Origin of the sequence: Niastella yeongjuensis (genome assembly GCF_900110245.1) — a bacterium.
Lineage (GTDB): Bacteria > Bacteroidota > Bacteroidia > Chitinophagales > Chitinophagaceae > Niastella > Niastella yeongjuensis.
This window is the reverse complement of record NZ_FOCZ01000005.1, coordinates 386,571-410,907: the sequence shown is the minus strand read 5'-3', so window position 1 is coordinate 410,907 and position 24,337 is coordinate 386,571. Positions and strand designations below refer to the sequence as shown.

Below are 24,337 nucleotides of genomic sequence, written 5' to 3'. Positions count from 1 at the left end.
ATGAACCCACAGTTAACAGATATTCTTTCAAAAAACCTGGAGGTTGTGTTTTGTGGAATCAACCCGGGATTAAAGTCCGCCATGGAAGGCCATCATTTTTCTAACCGGAGTAACAGGTTTTGGCGGGTACTGCACCAGTCAGGCTTTACACCCTATGAAATAGAACCGCGCTATGATACCACTATACTTACTTATGGGTATGGGTTAACCACTGCGGTGGCACGTGCAACCGTGCGGGCAGATGAATTATCAAAAAACGAATTTGACACATCCGTTGAAATATTCAAACAAAAAATAGAGAAATATAAACCCGCCCGTTTAGCATTCCTGGGTAAGCCTGCCTGGCAGGCTTTCTCAGGATTAAAAACAATTGAGTGGGGACTACAGGAGAAAAAATTTTGTGATGCCATTGTTTGGGTATTGCCAAACCCAAGTGGACTTAACCGCAATTTTACCCTGTCTTCACTGGTTGATCATTACCAGGAATTATTAAAAAGTATTACCATTAATAAATATAATAATCATGGAACGCTTAACATACCTGAATAACGGGAATGCAGCTTATATCAGCTCACTCTACGAAGCGTATCAGCATGATCCTGCTTCGATAGAAATGGGCTGGCAGAAGTTCTTTGAAGGATTTGATTTTGGCGCCAGCCAGGACAGTGCTATCGAATCGCCCGAAACAACTACAACACTCACCAAAGAAATAAATGTATATAACCTCATCGACGGTTACCGAACGAGAGGACACCTGTTTGCAAAAACAAACCCGGTCAGAAAACGGCGGCAGTATTTGCCGGGAAAAGAATTAGGATCTTTCGGATTAAGCGATGCTGATCTGGATACAGTCTTCAAAGCCGGCGCGGAAGTTGGCCTGGGCGCCGCTACATTACGGGACATTAGGCAGTTGCTGGAAGAGACTTATTGCGGACCCATTGGGGTGGAGTATAAATATGCCAATGACCCCGAAAGTATCAAATGGTTCCAGGATAAAATGGAAAGTGTAAGAAACAAACCTGGCTTCTCACAGGATGACAAAAAGCAGATCCTGCATAAATTAACCCAGGCAGTAGTGTTTGAAAGTTTCCTCCAAACTAAATTCCTCGGACAAAAGCGTTTTTCGTTAGAAGGGGGAGAAATAGTGATCCCGGCGCTGGACCTGCTTATTGAAAAAGGTGCCGGCAATGGCGTTAAAGAATTTGTTATTGGTATGGGACACCGGGGCCGCTTAAACGTACTGGCAAACATCATGGGCAAACCTTATAAGGAGGTTTTTGCTGAGTTCCAGGGAAAGACCCAGGACCATGACGGCAGTTTTAGCGGTGATGTAAAATACCATTTAGGTTATTCCAATGATGTAACAACAGTAAGCGGACAGCCAGTTCACCTGAGCGTATCCGCCAATCCTTCACATCTGGAAGCCGTAAATGCAGTGGTGGAAGGTATCACCCGTTCGAAGGTGGATTTCAAATACAGTGGTGACTATAACCAGATTGTACCGGTAATCTTACATGGCGATTCTTCTATTGCAGGACAGGGAGTTGTATATGAGGTATTACAAATGGAAAAACTGGCAGGGTACCGTACGGGCGGTACTATTCACCTGGTGATCAATAATCAGGTAGGTTTTACCACAGATTATAAAGATGCACGCTCCAGTACGTATTGTACGGACCTGGCAAAAATAGTATCCGCACCGGTTTTTCATGTTAATGGCGACGATGCGGAAGCATTGGGGTATGTAATAGGGCTGGCTATCGATTACCGGCAGACTTTTCATGGTGATGTTTTTATTGATGTTTTATGCTACCGGAAGTATGGACATAACGAATCAGATGAACCGAGGTTTACACAGCCATTGTTATATAAATCGATCGATAGCCACCCCAATCCCAAAGAGATCTATGCGCAGAAACTGGTAGCCGAAGGAACCATCAATCAGGAATATCCAAAGGAAATTGAAGTGGCTTTCAAGGATGCCTTGCAATCATTTTTGGATGAATCGAAAGAAATAGAAAATATTGTAACAAAACCCTTGTACCGGAGTGCCTGGGAGGGATTGCGAAAGGCAGATGAAACCGGCCTGAATGCAATTCCGGAAACAGCCGTGTCAGCCGAAATACTTGAAGAAATTGGGAATGGGATCACCACTTTACCAACGGATAAGGCGTTCCTGAAAAAAATAGAGAAAGTGTTTGAAGGCCGCCGGAAAATGGTGCAGGAAACAAAAATATTTGATTGGGCAATGGGAGAGTTGCTTGCATATGGTTCATTGTTGAAAGAAGGGTTCCCCGTGCGTGTTAGTGGCGAGGATGTAAAGCGGGGCACTTTTTCTCACCGCCATGCAACGGCAACTGCCATAGACTCAGGCGAAGAGTTTGTGCCGCTCAACAATATAGGGGCCAGCGGAAAATTCGAGATCTATAATTCCCTGTTGTCGGAATATGGCGTGCTGGGTTTTGAATATGGATATGCATCGGCAAATCCCAATGCACTGGTAGTATGGGAAGCCCAGTATGGAGATTTTTTGAATACAGGCCAGGTAATAGTAGATCAGTATGTAGTGAGCGCCGAAGCAAAATGGCAATTGGGTAACGGCCTGGTGCTGCTGCTGCCGCATGGCTATGAAGGAGCAGGTCCTGAGCATACCTCTGCCCGCATCGAACGCTTTATGGCCTTGTGTGCCAATAATAATATTCAATTAGTGAATTGTACCACCCCGGCTAATTTCTTTCATGTATTACGCCGGCAGTTACACCGCGATTTTCGCGTGCCGCTGATAGTATTCGCACCAAAGAGTTTATTACGGCATCCGCTGTGTGTATCGCCCATTACTGAATTCACGCAGGGCAAATTCCGCGAACTGATCGACGATGCAATCGTGAACAGCGGGGATGTAAAGCAGGTATTGTTTTGTTCCGGTAAAATTTATTACGACCTGCTTCAACGGCAGCAGGAAAATAAACGCGGCGATGTAGCCATTGTGCGGATAGAACAGTTGTACCCCACACCATTTGATGAACTCAAACATATTAAAGAGAAATATACCGCAGCAACGGAATTTATCTGGGTTCAGGAAGAACCTGAGAATATGGGCGCCTGGCCATATCTGTGCCGGAAGCTCCACAACTATAATTTAAATCTTCAAATCATTGCGCGACCGGAAGCAAGCAGTCCGGCGACGGGTTTCTCAAAGCAACACGTCGCGGAGCAAACGGAAATTGTTAACCGGGCGTTCGGAAAAAATTAATTGGTCAAGTTATGGAAAATACAATTGTAACCAGTTTCTGTATTGGTACAGATGAATGTAAACAAACTTTATCGTTTATAGCAGCCGCAACTGCCAGGGAGAAATATACCGGTAAAGTAGCACCGGTGCAGTTGAAAGAATATATCCAGAAAAAGTTCAGCACAGGTGCCCTAAATGTAGACATGAACAGCCTCTCGAACCAATTCCTGGTAGTGTATGCAGATGGCGAGGTGGCTGGGTATGCACGTCTTACCTCCAAGGGCACCCGCCCCGAAACGTTGAATGGTAAAAGTGTGATGCGGATAGCCGACTTTGCCGTATTGAAAAAGTTTGAGGATATCGAGATAAAGAAAAGCCTGTTTGAAAAATGTCTTTCCGTATGCAGTTTACAACAAATAATATGGATAAGCGAGTATGACCAAAACCCCGACATAGATTTTTTTACCAATTATGGATTTGTAAAAAACACCGCCGTTACGGGCATAGATGAATTAGGCCTGCCAATGGTTTATTTGATCCGGGATAAACAATAAAATAAATATTGCTATGACATTAGTTTCGAAAGAAAATAAAAATATTTCAGGCGCCGTTGCTGTTATAGAAGGACTTATTGCCGAAGAAGTGGAAGTAGTTTTTGGAGTACCCGGCGGCGCCAACATTGCAATTTATGATGCGCTGTATGATTATGAGCAACAACTGAAGCATATCCTGGTACGGCATGAGCAAGGAGGTATTCATGCGGCCCAGGGATACGCACGCACATCAGGGAAGGCAGGCGTCGTGTTCGCCACAAGCGGGCCCGGCGCCACTAACCTGCTCACCGGTATAGCCGATGCCATGATCGATAGCACGCCTGTAGTATGTATTACAGGGCAGGTATATGCGCACCTGCTGGGTTCAGATGCGTTTCAGGAAACAGACATCGTTACCATGTCAACGTCGATAACCAAATGGAATTATCAGGTTACGAATGCAGAAGAGATCCCCAAAGTGCTGGCAAAAGCATTTTACATTGCGCGCAGCGGGCGCCCCGGTCCCGTGTTGATCGATATTACCAAAAATGCACAGTTACAGTTATTTGATTACGCAGGTTACAATAAATGCAATCATATTCGAAGCTACCGGCCAAAACCGGAAATTCGCCCTTTCTATTTAGCCCAGGCAGCCGAATTAATAAACAGTGCAAAAAAGCCATTGGTTGTTTTTGGCCAGGGCGTAATACTGGGCAGAGCCGAACAGGAATTCAAAGCATTTATTGAAAAGGGTGGTATTCCCGCTGCCTGGACGGTATTAGGTGCCGGAGCCATTTCGTCAGACCATGTACTTAATGTGGGTATGCTGGGCATGCACGGCAATTATGCGCCCAACGTATTGACAAATGAATGCGATCTGCTAATAGCGGTCGGGATGCGGTTTGACGATCGCGTTACAGGGCGGTTAGACAGATATGCCAAACAGGCGAAGGTGATCCACCTGGATATTGACCCGGCTGAAGTTGATAAAAATGTAAAAGCCACCGTGCCGGTTTGGGGCGATTGTAAGGAAACGTTGCCCCTGCTTACTGCACTGATCGATAAAAGAGACCATTCCGACTGGTTGCAGCAATTCCATACTCTTTACAAAGAAGAATTTGAAACAGTGATCTATCCCGAGCTGCATCCCGCCGGCGGCGAATTAACAATGGGGGAGGTGGTGCGGATCCTGAACGATTGTACAAAAGGGGAGGCCGTCATTGTTTCGGACGTGGGGCAAAATCAAATGGTGGCAAGCCGCTATGCGAAACTAAACCATAGCAGAAGTGTGGTAACCAGTGGTGGGTTGGGCACGATGGGTTTTGCACTGCCGGCAGCAGTAGGCGCCAAATATGGTGCACCGGAAAGAACGTTGATAGCCATCATTGGCGATGGCGGATTTCAAATGAACCTGCAGGAGATGGGGACCATCATGCAAAACAACCTCGACATCAAAATTATTATTTTGAACAACCGGTTCTTAGGCATGGTGCGGCAATGGCAGGAGCTTTTCAGTGATAAGCGATATGCTTCTGTTCATATGGAGAATCCAGATTTTGTAGCATTGGCCGCTGCCTATCGCATGGCGGGGAAATGTGTTTCCAAACGCGAGTACTTAGAAGAAGCAGTGCAGGAAATGTTTAATCACAAAGGCCCCTACTTATTAGAGATAATGGTAGCCAAAGAAGGAAATGTGTTCCCCATGGTACCGCAGGGCTGTGGCATCAGCGAGATAAGGCTTAAATAATGTCAAAGTCTTTTTACCAGCGAAAGACTAAAAGCGCCATTGTTATATGTCGGAAGAATTATAGCAGTGGCGCTTTTTTTAGTGGTAAAAAGCCGTTTTATTTTCGGATAAATAAAATAAGTGAAGTCTGTGGACAAGATGCCAACACCCGCGGCAGCCACTACATCGCTTAGCCAGTGTTTATTATTATACATTCGCAGGAAACCTGTAGTGGCAGCTAATGCATAACCATACACGCCATACCAGGGAGAAACATCTTTATATTCCAGTCGCATAAATTCAGCACCGGTAAAAGCATTGGCCGTGTGCCCCGAAGGGAAGGACTGGTTGCTCTCCCCATTCGGTCTCATTTCACCACTGATCTTTTTTACAGACGCAACTACCGAACTTTGGATCAATTCGGCTATGCCGAAGATCAACGCCCGGTCCGTAAAATTATGCCTGCCCTTTACTCCGGCAAAGCCAAGTGCGAAAGTGCTGACAGCGGGTCCCCATTGCAAATAATTATCTATATGTATTAACTGATGAGGTTGTTTTGTCCAGATCTCGTCTTTAATGGTTTCGTTCCAGTCCTGGAAGCCATCAAACTTTATGGCAACTGCCCCATAGGTGATCATGGCGCCGGGTATTATCAGGTTGCGCCAGGTGATAAGTGGTTTAGCAGGAATGGAATCAAAAGGAGTAGCAGGTTTTTCCTGCGAAAAAGTCACCATACAACTCATGACCAAACAAGCGGACAATATTATACTTCTAAGCAAAACAGGGGTTTTAACAGCTAAAGATCTTTAACGATTCTGTTGAAATGCTGAACTAAGGCATTCACTATTGTACTAATATTACAACGTATTTCAGGCTGGCTTATTACATATTTTTAAAGTTATCCAGCTTCGCCAAGAAGTCTTCAAATTTCCCATTTAGGTTTGCTTTCAACCAGGATACAACTTAACTCTACTTAATGAAAGCAATCCTTATCTGCTTGTTTATATGGCTCTCAATAGGCTTACAGGCACAACCAACTGCACATGCAGGGGAAAATGGAAAAATAACCGGAAAGATAGTTGACTCCGTAACAAAGACCCCGCTGGAGTATGCTACTATCACTGTAATGGATAAATCATCAGGTAAAATATTGACCGGCGGCGCCAGTAATGATGCCGGTCTGTTCACCATTGCCAGTGTGCCAGCAGGTGATTATACTATTATTGTAGAATCCATCGGATATCGGAAAATGACACTGCTGTTAGTACCTGTACAAAAAGGGAAAACGGTTGATCTGAAATTGATCAGGTTGATAAAGAAAGACCAGGACCTGTCAGCAGTGACCGTAACCGCTAAAGCCAGATTGGTTGAAAATAAAATTGACAAACTTATTTTCAACGCTGAAAAAGACCTTACCACCGCCGGTGGGGTAGCTACCGATCTGTTGAAGAAGGTGCCTCAGGTATCGGTAGATGTAGATGGCAATGTGCAACTGGCCGGTAATGGCAGTATCCGCTTTCTGATCAATGGTAAACCCTCTACAGCCTTTGGCAGCAATGTGGCAGATGTATTGCAATCAATACCGGCCAGCCAGATAAAAAGTATTGAAGTGATCACCAACCCGGGTGCACGGTACGATGCACAGGGAATGGGTGGGATCATTAATATAATTTTGAAAACCAATACAGCAAAGGGCATTAATGGCAATGTGTCCCTTACTGCCGGCACCCGGGTTGAAAATGGGGCGGTGAATTTCAATGCACGAAATAAAAATATTGGCTTGAATGCATTTGTAAGCGGAAATACAAGACTGCCCGTAAGCACGCCTTACACGAGTGAACGTAATTCCACCGATACTGTGGGTAAAACCAATACACTGTTACTGCAAAACGGCAATACAAGATTAAAACGTTATGGGTTGCAATCAGGAATGGGACTGGACTGGACGTATAAAAAACATAATAGTTTTTCTGCGTCTGTTAACTATGATATTTTTGGCACCAGCACCAATGGCCTTATTGATCAGGTGCAGCAAAACAGCAATTATAATGGCAGTTTATTAAATAACCTGGTAACGCTGAACAATACCGACAGCCGTAACCGTTCCCACAACGTAGACCTTTCATTCAATTATAAAAGGACCTTTGCCCGGGAAGACCAGGAATTGGAGTTCGCGGTCAATTCAAGTATCGGTCGTACCCGGGGCAATGCGGCCAATGAACAGTTTTTAATGCCGCAGGATTCCCTGTATTATGGAGTAATGAACAACAATCCCGGTAAAGAAAATGAAACCCAGGTCACGCTTGATTATACCCAGCCATTGTCAGAAAAAATTCAATTAGGCACCGGTGTTAAAACCACCTTTTTCGATATCAGCAGTGAGGCCGCCGCCTGGGGTTACAGCCCGTTGAATAAAGATTATCTGTATGCGGCTGGTTTGTCGAACAACCTGCAATACCATCAGCAGGTGTATGCGGGCTATGCAGAGCTGAGTTTTCCGGTGGGTAAATTATTCGATGTAAAAGCAGGCGGCCGGTATGAACGCACAGAAATAAACTCCTATTATTCAAATGCACAGCAACAGGTAAAAAAGCCTGGGTATAATACCTGGGTGCCCTCTTTATTCCTGTCAAAGAAAATAGAGGAAGGCCAGGTGATCAAGCTGAGTTATTCAAAACGAATAGAAAGACCCGATTATGAGGACCTGAACCCTTTTGTAAACACAAGCGACCCAAAGAATATTACTGCAGGAAATCCTTACCTGTTGCCGGAATTGGGCCAGCGGGTGGAACTAAGCTATAGCCGTGATATAGGAAACATTGGTTCGGTGATATTGACCGGTTTTTATCGGCATAACCAGCAGGATATTCAACCGTATGTAAAATATTATCCTTCCCTGATAGTGGGTGATTCAACGTATTACAATGTGTCGGTAAGCACCAGGGAAAACATTGGTACGGAAAACAATACCGGGTTGAATATTTTTTCTGATCTGCATCCTACCGCTAAGCTGGGGTTGCGTACGAACTTATCTTTCTTTCACCGGAAGATCATCAATGCAATAGATGTAGGACAAAGCCGCACGTCTTTCAATTACCGCATGAACCTGAATGTGAGCTATCAGTTCAGTCCTTTACTGGCAGGTGAGTTCTTTGGTAATTTCAATTCAGCCCGCAACGAGGTACAGGGCCGGTATCCTTCCCTTACTACTTACAGTATAGCGATGCGTAAAATGATCTGGCATAAAAAAGGAAGTGTGGCATTAACGGCCACCAATCCTTTTAATGAGTATGTAAAACAGCAGCTTGATATAAATGGACCGGGTTTTACTACTACTACCATCCGCAAAATACCTTTTCGTTCAATTGGGATCAACTTCACCTGGAAGTTTGGAAAACTGGAATTTAAGAATGAACATAAAGAAGAAGGAAGTGATATGAACAACCTGTAAGGCAATACTTACTTCAATATTTTACCAGATTAGGCACATATTTTTAATACAATGATATAAAAGTGGGTAAATGAAGGGATTTTTGTTCTTATTTCTTTTGATTGTGACAAAAGTATCGGCACAACAAAATGGCCTTGCATATTACCTGGCTAATGCAGTCAAAAACAGCCCGCTGATCAAAGACTTTCAGAACCAGGTATTGGGCTTTTCAATTGACAGCCAATTGGTACGGGCAAATTTAAGACCTCAGGTAAGCGCTAACAGCAATAACATGTATGCGCCTGTTATTAATGGCTATGGGTACGATGAGATCATTACGAACAAGGCACAGGTATCGGGTTTGGTTGCCGTGAACAAAGCCATTATCAGCCGCAGGAATGTAAATACCCAAATCGCCGGTTTTCAAATACAGTCGCAATCGGCGGCTAATAATATCAAACTATCCGAGCAGGATCTTAAAAGGAGTATTACAGATCAATACATCAATGCTTTTGGCGACTTGCTGCAATTGCAATACAACCGGGAAATAAACGATCTGTTGGCACGCGAAGATACCCTCTTGAAAAAACTTACCCAGGGTAACGTATTTAAACAATCCGATTACCTGTCGTTTACTGTAACAAGGCAACAGCAATTACTTACTACCTCTGAACTGGAAGTACAGTATGCCAGTGACTATGCCTTGTTGAACTACCTGGCCGGCATCCAGGATACCACTACTCCCCAGCAACTGGAAGACCCGAAATTGTCATTGAATACATTGCCCGACTACACTACTTCTGCTTTTTACCGGCAATACATTCTGGATAGTTTAAAAATAAGGAACGACCGGGCGCTGGTTGATCTCAACTATAAACCAAAGATCAATTCTTTTGCCGATGCCGGTTATAATTCATCCCTGAATTATATGCCGTATAAGAACTGGGGCGCCAGCTTTGGCGTTTCCCTCACCGTGCCTATTTACGATGGCCATCAAAGAAAATTGCAATACCAGAAGTTGAACCTGGCCGAACAAACCAGGCAGGCGCAACGGGATTTTTTTGTAAACCAGCGACAGCAACAATTGTTTCAATTGATGCAACAACTGCGCTCCATCGAAAAACTTATCAGCAATATCAATCAGCAAATCCGCTATACCGACACCCTGATAAAAGTCAACGAAAAATTATTGGGTACCGGGGATATCAGGGTTACTGATTTTATACTGGCGCTTACCAATTATTTCAATGCACGAAATCTGGTTACGCAGAATTATATCAATAGAATGAAAATAATAAACCAAATTAATTATTGGAACAGGTAATACGAACAGGCATTATGAGATCAGGAATTTATATATTATTCGCGACCTTATTAGTTTCCTGCGGACATGCAGCTTCCGACGATAGCAATGATGACGACCAGGATGTAATTACACCCGTAACGGTTACTGTTGCACAAACCGGCCTCATGGCAGATACCATTGAAATGAATGCTACCTCTACCTTTTTACAGAGAAGCGTCGTAAAGGCAAGTGCCAATGGCTATCTTACCACAGTAAAGGCTGTTGTTGGTCAAACGGCCGGCAAGGGGGAGGTGTTATTTGTGTTAAAAACAAAGGAGGCGCAGAGTATAGGCAATACCATCAACGAGCTTGATTCTACTTTTAAATTCTCTGGACTTATTACCATAAAGGCTGCCCGAACCGGTCATATTACAGAAGTGGATCACCAGGCAGGTGATTATGTGCAGGATGGCGAGCAACTGGCGGTGATCAGTGATGTGAATAGTTTTGTATTCGTAATGAACCTTCCTTATGAATTAAGGCCCTGGGTGTTGGGCAAAAAAGAAGTACAGCTGGAACTGCCCGATGGTCAAAAGCTGGCCGGAACCATTACTGCAGTAACTGCAATCGTAGATTCGGCCAGCCAAACCCAGAATATTTATATAAAAGTACCTACCGATAAACTACCGGTAAACCTGGTTGCCAAAGTTGATATAATAAAAACGGCCAAAACCAATGCGGTGTTTTTACCAAGACAGGCCGTGTTGGCCAATGAAACGCAAACTGAATTCTGGGTAATGAAGGTAGTGGGCGATACTACTGCGGTGAAGGTGCCGGTAAAAAAGGGATTGGAAACCAACGGCCAGATAGAGATCGTTGCGCCTGCATTTGCAGCCGCCGATCAGATTGTGCTTACTGGTAATTATGGGTTAGCCGATACCGCCACCATTAAAATTGTAAAGCAATAAAATAATCCCGGTGAACAATTTCTTTCTTACACATAAAAACCCGCTCACCGTTCTACTGGTACTTATATTGGGTGGTGGCATCTTTGTATACACGAAATTACAAACCTCCCTTTTCCCTGAGATCACTTTCCCTAAAATAAAGGTAATAGCCGATGCTGGTTTACAGCCGGTCGATAAAATGATGGTCACCGTAACCAAACCACTGGAAGGAGCTATCAAGCAGGTGCCCGACCTTCAAATGATACGAAGCACTACCAGCAGGGGAAGCTGCGAGATCTCGGCATTTATGGACTGGAATGCGAATATAGACCTCAGCCAGCAACGTATAGAATCAAAAATAGCGGAGATCCGAAACCAGTTGCCGCCGGAAGTGCAAATAAGCGTGGCCCGCATGAACCCTTCCATTCTGCCGGTAATGGGTTATTCGCTGGAAAGCAATACCAAATCGCCGATTGAATTGAAACAGATCGCCAATTTTACGGTAAAACCATTCCTGTCGCAGGTAGCAGGTGTATCGGAAATAAGAATAACCGGCGGAAAAGCAAAAGAGTACTGGCTGCAATTGAACATACAAAAAATGGGCACCTTTTCAATAACGCCCGATATGGTGAACACTGCCTTAAGCCAAACCAACTTTATAAAATCAAACGGGTATTTGTCAGACTATCATTATCTGTATCTCACCGTTACAGATGCAACCGTACATAATAAAAATGAACTGGAGCAAATTGTAATAAAGAATGATGGCAAAAGGATTATTACCGTTAAAGATATTGCCGATGTACAGATAAACGAAGGGGTTGAGTTTGTAAAGATCAATGCCAATGGCCGCGATGGCGTACTGGTGGCTGTGGTAAAGCAACCTAATGCCAACCTGGTAACGCTGTCGAAGGCAATGGAAAAAAAGATCAGTGAACTGAAGAAAATATTACCGCCTGATGTTCGTATAATTCCCTATTACATCCAGGCCGATTTTGTAAACGACTCTATAAAAAGCGTTACAGACAGTTTGTGGATTGGGTTGTTGCTGGCGATTGTGGTGGCTATTATTTTTCTGCGATCCCTGAAGGCAAGCGCTACCTTACTGTTTACCATACCTATTACGCTGGGGCTTACGTTAATTGTGTTATATGCAGTAGGTTATACATTTAACATCATGACACTGGGTGCCATTGCCGCTGCCGTTGGGTTGATCATTGACGATGCCATTGTTGTAGTAGAACAAATACACCGTACCCATGAGGAACATCCGGAAGAACCTTCCACTACGCTGGTGCAAAAAGCCATTCATTACCTGTTCCCTGCCATGCTGGGGTCGTCTATCAGTACTATTGTTATTTTCATTCCCTTTTTATTGATGAGTGGGGTAGCTGGCGCTTATTTCAGTGTTATGACCAACACGATGATCATAACACTGGTGTGTTCTTTTTTTGTTACCTGGATAGGGTTGCCTGTCGTTTACCTGTTGCTTACCAAAGACAAGCCACGATCGGGGCAGCAGGCAGCCGTTCATAATGTGCGATCACAGAACTGGGTATCTTTTTTTATAAAGCGCCCCTATCTCAGTATTGCCTTTGTAGTGGCGTTGGCAGTTTTAATAGCCTTGCTGGTACCCCGGTTAGAAACCGGTTTTTTACCTGAGATGGATGAAGGCAGTATTGTGCTGGATTACAATTCCCCACCGGGTACTTCACTGGAAGAAACGGACCGCGAATTGCGACAGGTTGAAAAGATCCTGAAGGCTATACCGGAGGTACAGGCCTATTCAAGAAGGACCGGCGCGCAAATGGGTTTTTTTATTACAGAACCTAACCGGGGCGACTACCTGATACAACTTAAAAAAAGCAGGAAGCGGGGCACAGAAGACGTGATCACAGACATTCGCAAACAAATTGAGGGATCGCAACCTGCCTTACGGGTCGATTTCGGCCAGGTAATCGGCGATATGCTGGGCGATTTAATGACCTCTGTTCAGCCAATAGAAATAAAGATCTATGGCAATGATCAAAAAACATTACAACAGTTGAGTAAGCAGGTAGCCAATGTAGTGTCAAACGTTTCCGGCACAGCCGATGTCTTTGATGGCGTTGTTATTGCCGGCCCCTCGATAAGTGTACAACCTGATTATGCGAAACTGGCGCAGTTTGGGATAACCCCGGCCAATTTCCAGTACCAGCTGCAAACCTCACTGGAAGGCAATATCTCGGGGAGTTTATTCGAGAAACAACAATATGTACCTATCCGGTTAGTGTATCCCGGAAATCGAAAAATGAGTGTCAGTAATATAGACGATCTGAAAATATTTCTGCCCGACGGGCGGTTGAAACCGCTCACTGCACTGGCTACTGTAAAAGTAAATGGAGGGGATGCTGAAATAGAAAGGGAGAATTTACAATCGATGGGGGTTGTTACTGCCCGCCTCGAAAACCGCGACCTGGGAAGTGTTATGAAAGATATACAACAAAAGCTGGCTGCCGGCATTCATTTGCCACAGTCATACAGCATTCAATATGGCGGCGCCTATGCCGATCAGCAGCAATCGTTTAAAGAGCTGCTGATGATCCTGGTAACAGCCAGCCTGCTGGTGTTCGCGGTTATCCTGTTTCTGTACAGAAGCTTTAGTATAGCCCTACTTATCTTAGGTATCGCTGTATTAGGCATTTCAGGAAGCTATCTGGCGCTTTTCCTTACCGGTACCCCATTAAATGTAGGCAGTTATACAGGGCTTATAATGATCACTGGTATCATTGGTGAGAATTCAGTATTTACTTTTTTGCAGTTCAGGGAATCGCTGCATGAAAAAAATACCGATGAGGCCATTATCTATTCCATTTCAACAAGGCTGCGTCCCAAATTAATGACTGCTCTGGGCGCCATCATCGCCCTGATGCCATTGGCATTGGGTATTGGTACGGGAGCTCAATTGCACCAGCCGTTGGCCATAGCGGTAATTGGCGGTTTTATTATGGCATTACCGCTGTTGTTGATCGTTTTACCGACAGGCATAAGAATGATCTATAAAAATAAAACTACCACCACATAAAATAAGTAAATATGAAAAAGCAATCAGGGTTGATCAGTATGCTGTTATTAATTGCAGCAATTTCGGGTAATGCCCAGCCTGCTGCTGATATGAAATTGCTTACTACGTTTCATTTGTCAGGAACAGGTGGCTGGGATTACCTGGCTATTCAGCCAGGTTCCGATAAGTTATATGTATCGCATGGTACCCAGGTCAATATAGTAAATAAAACAACCGGCGATTCGCTGGGAATTATTCGGAATACCACCGGGGTACATGGAATCGCTTTTGTGCCAAACCTGAATAAAGGCTACACCAGCAATGGCCGGTTAAATACACTAACCGTATTTGATTTGCAAACTGCCAAAGTATTTGGCCAATTGCCTGTGGGAGAAAATCCGGATGCCATTATGTATGATGAATATTCAAAACACCTGGTAGTATGTAATGGCCGTAGTAATAGTGTAAGCATTATTGATCCGGAAAATGATAAAGTAATGGGAACTATTGAAGTGGGCGGAAAGCCGGAAGAAGCGGTAACGAATGGTGCTGGTACCCTGTTTGTGAATATTGAAGATAAAAATGAAATAGTAGTGATCGATCTGAAAAGCCGGCGCGTACTTCACCATTGGGCGTTGAATCCGGGAGAAGCGCCTACCGGCTTAGCTATTGATAAAAAGACGAACCGCTTATTTTCTGCCTGCAGCGATAGCAGGCAACTAATGGTGCTGGACGCTGGTAGTGGCGCTATTATAAGCAAGATTCCTATTGGTGCTGGTTGTGATGGCGTTGTCTTTGATGAATCTTCCAGCCATATTTATACCTCCAACGGGGAAGGCAGTATCACTGTAGTTAAACAGGGTGGTAAAGACAATTATAGCAAAATAGCTACCATATCAACTAAGAAAGGGGCGCGCACTTTAACGCTTGATGAAACTACTCATAAACTGTATTTGCCCACAAAAGATAATAATACTTTTCAGGTGTTGGTATTAGGAAAGTAAGGCATTGGTTATATTCCCAAAGCTTTCAAAAAAGGTTCTTTGTAATTCATGCCGATGGGTATCTGTGTTTGCTGAATTTCTACCATGTTCCCTTCAATATGGTCAATCTTTGATTTGTTGATGATGAATGACCGGTGTACCCTGATAAAAAGATCGGGGGGCAGAAGCGATTCAAACGACGAAAAGGACATATTGGGCAGCAGGGTTTGATCGGCGCAGACTATTCTTGTGTAGTTTCCTTTTGCCTCTGCTAACAGGATCTGGTTATACAGGAGTTTATAAATTTTGCCGTCGGCTTTTATAAAAAAATAATCGGTAGGTGTGGTGTTCCTGTTTTCATTTACCTCGTTGCCGGCAGCCTTTCGATTTTCTGTCGCCTTGTCAACGGCCATGATGAATCGTTCGAGCGAGTATGGTTTTACCAGGTAATCGCAGGCGGAAAGTTCAAAAGCATCTACGGCATATTCTTTATAGGCGGTGGTGAAGATTACCTGTGGTTTGTTTTTAAGGGTTCGTAAAAAGGCAATCCCATCCAGTACCGGCATGTGGACGTCCAGGAACAGGATATCTATGGGGTGTTGTAACAGGATCTCCTTTGCTTCAAATACATTGCCACAACTGCCCAGCACCCGAAGTTGTGGCAGATGGCTGCAGTAATTGAGGATGATGTCTCTCGCAATAGGTTCATCGTCTACAACAAGACAGTTAAACATACCGTTATTTTATTTTTAGGCGAAGCTGAACAATGTACATATTATCTGTTATATACTGGTCCAATTGATAATTTTTCTCATACAACAGGTTCAGTCGCCTGATGGTGTTGGCAAGCCCCAGACCGGAACTGACTTGTGGGGTGCTGTTTTCCTGCTTTGACCCGTTATAGGAATTTTTTACTGAAAATACAATATCGTTATCTGTGATCTGTAAAGCGATATGAACATAGATCTTGTCGTCCAGGGTATTCCGGGCGTGTTTGAAAGCATTTTCAATAAATACGATCAGTACCATGGGCGCAATGGGAATGGCGGGGTTGTTGATTGTTTCTATGTCGGTTTGCAAGACCAGCCGGTCGCTTATGCGCAGTTTTTCAAAGCTGATATAGTTAGTGATATATTCCAATTCTTCTGTAATAGGGACAAACTGATTTTTTGTATCGTATACTGAATAACGCAACAGGTTGCTTAGTTGTAATAACAAAGCAGGTACCCGTTCGTGTTGGGTTATGGATATTCCATATATATTGTTCAGGGTGTTAAACAAAAAATGCGGACTTAGCTGGGATTGCAACAGGTTTAACTCACTTTGTTTTTGTTCGGCGGCCAACTGTGCATCCTGTATTTGTTTTTGTATAGAAGCCCGGATCAGCTTTATAAAAATACCCATTACCAGCCCAATAATAAGGAAGGGTAGGGTGGTAACGGAAAATTCAATAATATCATGCGGTGATTTGAAAACCAATTTTGCCGCCAGTGGCCATATCGTGATGATCGCCATCAGGGCTAATACCGTATATAAACTAAAGTGAAACGGTTTATTGCGCAGGTAGAACCGGATACAAAGTTCTCTGCCGGTGTAAATACAGGCCAGCAGGAAAAGACAGGTATAGGTGGTTAGTCCGGTTCTTACCAGTATAAACCGGTAGTAGAAATAAATGCCCGTTACTACCAGCATAACCACCGCCATGCTGAAGATGGCATGTATGATCAGGGCTTCATTTGAGATCTTTCGGGATGCTACTCGCATAGTATAAAGATCGCACTAGTTTTTGCAAACAAGGTGGTAAAATGTTGAATTAAGGGAAATCGGTTACGGACTGGCCCGGCAGCGTGATGAAATTTTAAGGGGAAAAAGGACGGCTTTCAACACCATTTTTCCCGCATTCGACACTATGATTTTATGGGGTGGGAGCAACCCATAAAATTTGTAGAAACAACTATTATGAAATCCCTTATTCCAATCCTTTGGATCATTTTTTTATGTATGCTACACCTTACCGGCAATGCCCAGGAAAAGAACAACGGCAAAGCCCTGAAAGAAGTGACCGTTACGGCTAAAAAACCGCTGATCAGGCATAAAGCAGACCGGATAATAGTAAATGTAGATGCTATGATCACCGCAGCCGGTAGTAATGCCATGGAAGTGTTGGCTCAAAGCCCGGGCGTTTTTGTTGACATGGATGGTAACATCCAATTGAATGGAAAGGGTGGGGTGCTGGTACTCATCGATGATAAGCCCACTTATATGTCGGCCCAGGACCTGGCAGCTTATTTACGTTCGCTGCCTGCGGGTATGTTAGATAAAATTGAATTGATAAGCACGCCACCTGCCCGGTACGATGCCTCGGGTGGGGCTGTTATTAATCTACAGCTAAAGAAAAACAAGACCCCGGGTTTTAATGGAATTATGAGTATTGGTTACAACCAGGGCGTGTATGCCAGAAGTAATAATTCCCTTAACCTCAATTACCGGAAAAAGAAAGTAAATGTATTTGGTAATGTAGGGTATACAAGAGATGCAGGCTATACCACCGAAACCAGTCAGCGAAATTATGGAACGGGGGCAGTCACCCTGCTCAATAGAAGATACGGCTACTCCTCCAATGGATATAACCTGCGGGCAGGCGTTGATTATTATGTTTCTGCTAAAACAACGCTTGGGGTTTTGTTAACGGGCGGTATCAGACCTAAAACAGATGTGCTGAATTACAACAGCGATCAGTTGAACGCCCGCCAACAACCGGATTCTACCGGTATAGGTAACACCACCGGCAATTACCAGTGGTACAGCGGGGGTGTTAACCTCAATATGCAACGCCGCATCAATGAAAAAGGTGCATCCATTACCGGTGACCTTGATTATGTGAACATCCATGCGAATGGCAATCAGGTTTTATTAAATGAGGTATACCAGGTAAACGGAAATCTCAGCAGTGCCAATGATATGTTGTACCGTTTGCCTGTCGATATCGATATCTGGTCGGCTAAGTCAGATTATAACCTTCCCCTGAAAGGAAATGTGGTTATCGAGGCGGGTGCTAAATTTTCCTGGGTAAACACCAATTACAAAAACAGCTGGTTTCAAAAAGCAGGGGTTGAATATTTGCCAGACTATGGCCGGTCGGACCATTTTATGTATTCAGAAAACATCAATGCCGGGTATATTAGCTCCGCTAAAGAATGGAAGCGGTGGGCCATAAAAGGCGGATTAAGGGTGGAAAATACCCGGATGCAGGGACATCAGCCCGGGAATATAGCCATAGCGGATTCCGCTTTTAAAAGGGATTACACCAACTTTTTTCCCTCCTTTCATCTTTCCTTGAAAGCAGACAGCGCGGGGCATCATGTGTTCTCTTTAAGTTATAGTACCCGCATCCGCAGACCCGGTTACCAGCAACTAAACCCCTTTCTTTTTTATAACGACCGGTACTCCTATACAACAGGCAATCCCTGGCTGAAACCTCAGTATATGTATAGCCTCGAACTGAAATACGATTATAAAAGTTTTGTGGGTGTTGAACTGGCTTATCTAAAAGTCAACAACCTGATTCAATCCATTGTGCAACCCGTTGGCGATGTTTGGGTAACCCGGCCTGAGAATTTTGGTATAAATTATTCATTCAATTTATTTTCCTGGTTGTCGGTAGATGTAGCGAAGGCCTGGCATGTAAATACCTTCTTCATTTTGTTTCATTTGATCAATAAAGGTGTGGCGGATAATGAGCCCATATATAATAACATTTATTCCGGGGAAGCAGAGTTCAGCAATCAGTTTCGCCTTTCGAAAACATGGAGCGCTGAATTGAATGGGACATTTGCCACCAGGCATTTACAAGGCCAAACAAAAACCGACCCGTTCTGGTATTTGAATGGCGGCATACAAAAGCTGATCTTAAAGGAAAAGGGTACGTTGAAGATAAGTGTCGATGATATCTTTCACACCAGGATCAGGCGCGATCACATTACTACGGCAGAAATGCTTGCCCTACGCCGGGTTAAAACAGATACGCGAAGAATAGGGATCGCCTTTTCGTATCGTTTTGGGAAAGATACCAATAACCGGAAACGTAATCACAACACAGGCGGCGCTGCAGAAGAACAGGGGCGGGTGAATTGAGTGTCGCTTCAGAATTCCTTCAGGATTACACATTTCTTTTAAATTTCATCTGCTGCGCCTGTTAAACGTTTTACATGAAACTATTGGTTATTGAAGATCAAATGGAATTATCCAGGAGCATCTGTGCCTATCTTAAAAAGGATAATTTTATTTGTGAACCCGCCTATAATTTTAATGACGCCATGGAGCGGATACAAACAAAAAATTACGATTGTATCTTGTTGGACATATCATTGCCGATGACCAATGGTCAAATGGGAAACGGGTTGCATATCTTAAATGAATTGAAAGAAATGGGCAAGGTAGACGGGGTATTGATCATCTCCGCAAAAAATTCATTAAATGATAAACTGGAAGGGCTTAACCTGGGCGCTGATGATTATTTAAGCAAGCCTTTTCATTTACCCGAATTGTCTGCCCGCATAAACGCGATCATCCGTCGTAAATCATTTGAAGGGAAAAATAAAATAATGGCCGGTGATCTGGTTATTCATCTCCAGGATAAAATAGTAAAAGGCAAAAATGGAGAGATAGATCTAACCCGCAAAGAATACGAACTGCTGGTTTATTTTGCCAGTAATATAAATAAGGTAGTAACCAAGGAAGCCATTGTAGAACATTTGTGGGGCGAACAAATTGATTTGAACGATAACCATGATTTCATTTACACCCACTTGAAAAATCTTCGAAAGAAACTGGTGCAGGCAGGTTGTGCAGATAATATCAAAGTGGTATATGGCATGGGGTATAAGTTTACCATAAATGAGCAGCCATGAAATTGTTGACACGTTATTCGCTGATCAATTTACTGGTAATGGTTGTTATTTTTTTTGTCTCCAGCCTTACCCTGTTTTTATTCATCAAAGTAATACTGTTACGGGAAATAGATGGCGATTTAGGTGGTATTGAAACAAAGATAAAGGAGTATGTAACACAATACCACGCGCTGCCCAATTTGTATGCACTGGATGAGGAGCAGATCAACTTTTACCCAACAGGCGAACAACCCGCCGCCCGGGAGTTTGAAATGATCAGGCTGTACAGTAACCGGGAAAAGAAAATGCACAACTTCAGGAAGATCAGTTTCCCGCTCCGGTTTAACAACAATTGGTACAAGGTAACGGTGGCCAAACCGCTGGAAGGGATGCGGCATTTGTCCCATACTTTATTGACCATTTCGGTGTTCACCATTTTGATAACTATTTTGATCGCTATTGTGATCAACAGGTTTTTATTGAAGCGGCTTTGGAAGCCTTTTTATCATTCCCTCGAAGTAATGCGGAATTTTAAATTAGGCAAAACAGGTACACCCGTTTTCCCAAAAACAACTATCCAGGAATTTGCTTTTATGAATGAAAGCCTGTTGATGGCTACTGAAAAAGCTGAACAGGATTACCTGTTGTTGAGAGAGTTTACAGAAAATGCCTCGCACGAAATACAAACGCCATTGTCTATAATCCGTTCCAAACTGGATATGATGATCCAGGAAGAGGACCTTTCCCATAAGCAAAGTGAACTGGCCCGCAGCGCCTATACTTCAGTTAAAAAATTAACCCGGTTAAATCAATCCTTATTGCTGCTGGCTAAAATAGAAAACCATCAGTTTGAAGCAACAGAGGTAATAAACCTGAAGGGAAAGATAGAAGAAAAGCTGGAACAGTTCTCAGAGTTATGGGAAAGCCAGCATATTAAAGTGTGTCATGAACTGGAGGAGGTGACCGTGTACATAAACCCGGAGTTACTGGATATTTTATTGAACAATTTACTGAGCAATGCAAGTAACCACAACATTCCGTTTGGTCATATTTTTATAAAACTAGAGGGATCGAAACTCGTTATCAGCAATACGGGTTTTGCCGGGGCATTGGATCAAAAACGTTTATTTACCCGCTTCTATAAACAATCGTTGAACAGCAACCATAACGGGCTGGGCCTTTCTATTGTAAAACAAATTACCCGCGTTTCATTGATCAACATCAATTATTTATTTGCCAGTGGCCTGCATTCATTTGTGTTGAATTGGTAATTCTGATTTATTTCTGAGGATATTTTTACTTTACAATTAAGGAAACATCATTAAAGCATTAATTCATAAGCCCCGGTAATACAGGCTGTTGACGTCCCTTTATTTTTGTAGCACATTCAAAAATCAGCGATGATCAACTGCGCACTTTACCGAAAACTAATTGCTGTCTTTACTTTCTTATTGACCACTACCGCTGTATTGGCTGGTACTATTAAAGGCCATGTGTATGATGGACTCACGAAGGAACAATTGATTGGCGCCAATATATTGATCAAACATGAACTAAAGAAAGTGGTTACTTCACTGGACGGTGGATTTACATTTAAAGGGCTTGTCAATGGTACCTACGACCTGCAGATCTCTTATATTGGTTATACCGATGTAGATACCATCATTGTAATTGCCGGTAACGATACCAGAGAGTTTGATATATACCTTTTCCCGAAAGGTGTAACCTTGTCAGAGGTTACTAAATCAGCTGTACGCGATGGCGGTTCAGATCAATACGCGCAAAAAAGAGAACAACTGGCCAATAGCATTGTCAATATTGTTTCCTCCAAAACCATTGCTATTTCACCAGATATTACCGTTGCCAATGTAATGCAGCGGATCTCTGGCGTGTCAATTGAACGCAGCAGTACGGGCGATGGACAACATGCCATTATCCGCGGCATGGATAAAAGATACAACACCACCCTGGTAAATGGAATAAAAATACCAAGCCCCGATAACCGGAACCGCTACGTTCCCCTCGATATTTTTCCTGCCGACCTGTTAGACAGGATAGAAGTAATTAAATCACTGACGCCCGATCTGGAAGGGGATGCAACCGGTGGGGTAATGAACCTGGTGATGAGAAGTGCGCCCAATCGTTTTATTGCAGAAGGGAATGTGGGAACAGGGTACAGTCAGCTTTTTTTGAACCGGGATTTTCATTCATTTAATAAGTCCTCAGTAAATAGTAAATCACCGGCCGAGTTGTCGGGACCCGGCGTGTATGCGCCTGTTGATGCATTTCCCTATAACAACCTGGTTACAGATGCGTCAAAGCCGCCCATCAATAAAAATGTAAACCTGACGCTGGGCAACCGGTTTTTACACAATAAGCTGGGCGTTATATTAGCAGGCAGTTATCAGAATACATACCGGGGAAGTAATTCACAGATCTTACAGCAAAGCGCCACGGTACCCCCGGCACCCAATGACCATACAGCCCAGCAACCAGCTATTTCAGATGATTTTTACCGGCAGTACAATTCCCGCATAGACCGCTCGGGTGTAGAAGGCAAGATTGACTATGCATTCAATAAAAATAACTCCATCAGTCTCTTTGCCACACACCTGCAATTGAATGAAAGAAGGGTGCGGTTAACCAGCGATACCCTGTTAGGCGGTTATACGCTTCCAAACAATTTTGTAGGGCCTTATGCAATACATAATAAAATTGAAACGCGCAGCGATCTGCAAACCATCAACAACATTACCCTACAGGGCAATAACACCTTGTGGGAGGGTCTTACTACCGATTGGTCGCTGACGGCGGCCCTGGCAAAAAGGGAAGTGCCTGATATTGCCGAGTTTTCAATGGGACAGAAAGTAACACCCAATGCCGGCGCGGGGACCTATACTTTAGGCACCTTGCAAACAGAAGACGAATCGCGTGAATGGATCCATAATACAGATAAAGACCTGGCGGGGTATTTGAATTTCCATTACAAAACGGCCATTGCAGGTAAAACTGCCCTGCTAAGTTTTGGCGGTATGTACCGGCATAAAGAAAGGGATAACTATGACAATGCCTACAACCTTACACCGGTGAATGATAAAGATTCTGTGTACCAGAAATATGTTTCCATTCCTGACAGCAAATACACTTTTATTCCCTACAACGCAGCATTAGGAAACGCAGCACAAAATCCCGGCATTTACCATGCCTATGAAAATGTATATGCTGCCTATGGCATGCTCAAATATCAGCTTAGCAGCCATTTTGAAATACTGGGTGGTTTACGGGTGGAGAATACCCATCAGAATTATATGTCGTCGCTGAACGATGCGTTGCCTGGTAAATCGGCAGATATCAACTTCATGGATTTCTTACCCAGCGTACAGGGTAAATATGCATTCAGCAAAACCAGGGACATTCGCTTCTCTTATTTCAGGTCCATTTTCCGTCCGGCCTTTGCCGACCTGATCCCGTTCCCCGATAAAAGCGGTTCCAATGATACGTATTTAGTGGAAGGCAATCCCTACATCAAACATACGGTGATCGACAACTTTGATGTGCGTTATGAATTATTCCCCAAAGGGCTCGACCAGTTCATGATCGGTGCTTTTTACAAGCTCATCAACAATCCAATTGAATATGCATTTGCGCCTTATTCAGCTACCAGTGGCAACTATGGCGCTACACCGATCTTATCACCGCAAAACTTTGGTACCGCCAATAACTTTGGTGTTGAACTGGTTTTCAGAAAATTCTTTGGCAACTTTGGTGTATCAGGTAATTATACTTTCACCAACTCCGTGATCAATGCCACCAAGTTATATGTGTACCTTACTCCGGACAATACTACGAAGTTTACCAACGTGCCCGATCGCCGGCCATTACAGGGGCAAAGTGCACATATAGGTAACTTCTCTTTGTTGTATAAAAGTGCTAAAAATAAAACCGACGCACAGTTGGCGCTGGTATATACAGGAGAAAGGATCAATACCCTCTCTCAATACAAAGGGTTCGACAACTGGGAAAAGCCTACTACCAATCTTGATTTTTCTGCGCAACGGCAGTTTGGCAAACACTATATCATATATGTAAAAGCAAATAACCTGCTGAATACGCCCTTCAGGCTGATCATAAAGCAGCATAACAATGCTTATCATACAAAAACGCAGTTGCCATTCCAGGAGAGCACTGATTATATGACCGTTCAATACGACCGGTTCTATGCTTCTTATTCACTCGGATTCAGATTTAAATTCTAACATATAAATTCCA

The 24,337-nt window shown here is 43.6% G+C and carries 16 protein-coding genes; 13 read left to right on the top strand and 3 right to left on the bottom strand.

Annotation, left to right across the window (positions count from 1 at the left end; translation table 11 throughout):
- From mug to ilvB, 4 genes are read left to right on the top strand one after another with little or no spacing between them, the layout of a single operon-like run.
- Positions 1 to 549 (top strand): G/U mismatch-specific DNA glycosylase, encoded by a 549-nt coding sequence (mug, locus tag BMX95_RS15660; protein WP_081203377.1) that lies wholly within the window; start codon positions 1 to 3, stop codon positions 547 to 549.
- Positions 524 to 3,253: a 2-oxoglutarate dehydrogenase E1 component gene (locus BMX95_RS15655; protein WP_081203376.1), complete on the top strand. Its 2,730-nt coding sequence runs from the start codon at positions 524 to 526 to the stop codon at positions 3,251 to 3,253. Before mug ends, BMX95_RS15655 begins: the two co-directional genes overlap by 26 nt.
- A gap of 11 nt (positions 3,254 to 3,264) precedes the next feature.
- Positions 3,265 to 3,786, top strand: coding sequence for a GNAT family N-acetyltransferase (locus BMX95_RS15650; RefSeq protein ID WP_081203375.1), 522 nt, complete (start codon positions 3,265 to 3,267; stop codon positions 3,784 to 3,786).
- Between the two features lie 13 nt (positions 3,787 to 3,799).
- Complete coding sequence (gene ilvB, locus BMX95_RS15645) at positions 3,800 to 5,512, top strand: biosynthetic-type acetolactate synthase large subunit (RefSeq protein WP_081203374.1); 1,713 nt, start codon at positions 3,800 to 3,802, stop codon at positions 5,510 to 5,512.
- A 2-nt stretch (positions 5,513 to 5,514) separates the two neighbouring features.
- On the opposite strand, the gene BMX95_RS15640 is transcribed toward ilvB, so the two are convergent.
- A complete protein-coding gene (locus tag BMX95_RS15640; protein WP_133054031.1) occupies positions 5,515 to 6,270 on the bottom strand; it encodes a phosphatase PAP2 family protein in 756 nt (251 codons plus the stop codon).
- A gap of 197 nt (positions 6,271 to 6,467) precedes the next feature.
- Here BMX95_RS15640 and BMX95_RS15635 point away from each other — a divergent pair, with 197 nt between their 5' ends.
- The 5 genes from BMX95_RS15635 (at position 6,468) to BMX95_RS15615 (ending at position 15,200) form a co-directional block, all read left to right on the top strand.
- On the top strand, positions 6,468 to 8,942 hold the full coding sequence (locus tag BMX95_RS15635) for a TonB-dependent receptor (RefSeq protein ID WP_081203372.1): 2,475 nt from the start codon (positions 6,468 to 6,470) through the stop codon (positions 8,940 to 8,942).
- 70 nt (positions 8,943 to 9,012) lie between these two features.
- Entirely contained in the window at positions 9,013 to 10,245 is a 1,233-nt protein-coding gene (locus BMX95_RS15630) for a TolC family protein (RefSeq protein ID WP_081203371.1), read from the top strand.
- Between the two features lie 14 nt (positions 10,246 to 10,259).
- The gene (locus tag BMX95_RS15625) at positions 10,260 to 11,174 is read left to right on the top strand and encodes an efflux RND transporter periplasmic adaptor subunit (RefSeq protein ID WP_081203623.1); all 915 of its coding nucleotides are present in this window, start codon (positions 10,260 to 10,262) and stop codon (positions 11,172 to 11,174) included.
- Positions 11,175 to 11,184: 10 nt separating this feature from the next.
- On the top strand, positions 11,185 to 14,217 hold the full coding sequence (locus BMX95_RS15620; RefSeq protein ID WP_081203370.1) for an efflux RND transporter permease subunit: 3,033 nt from the start codon (positions 11,185 to 11,187) through the stop codon (positions 14,215 to 14,217).
- 11 nt (positions 14,218 to 14,228) lie between these two features.
- Entirely contained in the window at positions 14,229 to 15,200 is a 972-nt protein-coding gene (locus BMX95_RS15615; RefSeq protein WP_081203369.1) for a YncE family protein, read from the top strand.
- Between the two features lie 8 nt (positions 15,201 to 15,208).
- On the opposite strand, the gene BMX95_RS15610 is transcribed toward BMX95_RS15615, so the two are convergent.
- Together BMX95_RS15610 and BMX95_RS15605 are read right to left on the bottom strand one after the other, a co-directional pair.
- Positions 15,209 to 15,913 carry a LytR/AlgR family response regulator transcription factor gene (locus BMX95_RS15610; protein ID WP_081203368.1) on the bottom strand — a complete coding sequence of 235 codons (705 nt, stop codon included), beginning with the start codon at positions 15,911 to 15,913 and terminating at the stop codon, positions 15,209 to 15,211.
- Positions 15,914 to 15,917: 4 nt separating this feature from the next.
- Positions 15,918 to 16,943: a sensor histidine kinase gene (locus BMX95_RS15605; RefSeq protein ID WP_081203367.1), complete on the bottom strand. Its 1,026-nt coding sequence runs from the start codon at positions 16,941 to 16,943 to the stop codon at positions 15,918 to 15,920.
- Positions 16,944 to 17,138: 195 nt separating this feature from the next.
- On the opposite strand from BMX95_RS15605, the gene BMX95_RS15600 reads away from it, so the two are divergent.
- From BMX95_RS15600 to BMX95_RS15585, 4 genes are all read left to right on the top strand, one after another.
- Positions 17,139 to 19,313, top strand: a complete 2,175-nt coding sequence (locus BMX95_RS15600; protein ID WP_165759068.1) for an outer membrane beta-barrel protein — start codon at positions 17,139 to 17,141, stop codon at positions 19,311 to 19,313.
- Positions 19,314 to 19,387: 74 nt separating this feature from the next.
- Positions 19,388 to 20,089: a response regulator transcription factor gene (locus tag BMX95_RS15595; RefSeq protein ID WP_081203365.1), complete on the top strand. Its 702-nt coding sequence runs from the start codon at positions 19,388 to 19,390 to the stop codon at positions 20,087 to 20,089.
- A complete protein-coding gene (locus BMX95_RS15590) occupies positions 20,086 to 21,339 on the top strand; it encodes a sensor histidine kinase (protein WP_081203364.1) in 1,254 nt (417 codons plus the stop codon). The genes BMX95_RS15595 and BMX95_RS15590 overlap by 4 nt, the downstream gene beginning before the upstream one ends.
- 129 nt (positions 21,340 to 21,468) lie before the next feature.
- On the top strand, positions 21,469 to 24,324 hold the full coding sequence (locus BMX95_RS15585; RefSeq protein ID WP_081203363.1) for a TonB-dependent receptor: 2,856 nt from the start codon (positions 21,469 to 21,471) through the stop codon (positions 24,322 to 24,324).
- Positions 24,325 to 24,337: the final 13 nt, after the last annotated feature.

Coding starts and splice junctions, on each gene's coding strand:
- BMX95_RS15635 (WP_081203372.1), top strand. CDS start 6,468: ATGAAAGCAATCCTTATCTGCTTGTTTATATGGCTCTCAATAGGCTTA.
- BMX95_RS15605 (WP_081203367.1), bottom strand. CDS start 16,943: ATGCGAGTAGCATCCCGAAAGATCTCAAATGAAGCCCTGATCATACAT.
- ilvB (WP_081203374.1), top strand. CDS start 3,800: ATGACATTAGTTTCGAAAGAAAATAAAAATATTTCAGGCGCCGTTGCT.
- BMX95_RS15625 (WP_081203623.1), top strand. CDS start 10,260: ATGAGATCAGGAATTTATATATTATTCGCGACCTTATTAGTTTCCTGC.
- BMX95_RS15650 (WP_081203375.1), top strand. CDS start 3,265: ATGGAAAATACAATTGTAACCAGTTTCTGTATTGGTACAGATGAATGT.
- BMX95_RS15630 (WP_081203371.1), top strand. CDS start 9,013: ATGAAGGGATTTTTGTTCTTATTTCTTTTGATTGTGACAAAAGTATCG.
- BMX95_RS15615 (WP_081203369.1), top strand. CDS start 14,229: ATGAAAAAGCAATCAGGGTTGATCAGTATGCTGTTATTAATTGCAGCA.
- mug (WP_081203377.1), top strand. CDS start 1: ATGAACCCACAGTTAACAGATATTCTTTCAAAAAACCTGGAGGTTGTG.
- BMX95_RS15585 (WP_081203363.1), top strand. CDS start 21,469: ATGATCAACTGCGCACTTTACCGAAAACTAATTGCTGTCTTTACTTTC.
- BMX95_RS15590 (WP_081203364.1), top strand. CDS start 20,086: ATGAAATTGTTGACACGTTATTCGCTGATCAATTTACTGGTAATGGTT.
- BMX95_RS15600 (WP_165759068.1), top strand. CDS start 17,139: ATGAAATCCCTTATTCCAATCCTTTGGATCATTTTTTTATGTATGCTA.
- BMX95_RS15610 (WP_081203368.1), bottom strand. CDS start 15,913: ATGTTTAACTGTCTTGTTGTAGACGATGAACCTATTGCGAGAGACATC.
- BMX95_RS15595 (WP_081203365.1), top strand. CDS start 19,388: ATGAAACTATTGGTTATTGAAGATCAAATGGAATTATCCAGGAGCATC.
- BMX95_RS15655 (WP_081203376.1), top strand. CDS start 524: ATGGAACGCTTAACATACCTGAATAACGGGAATGCAGCTTATATCAGC.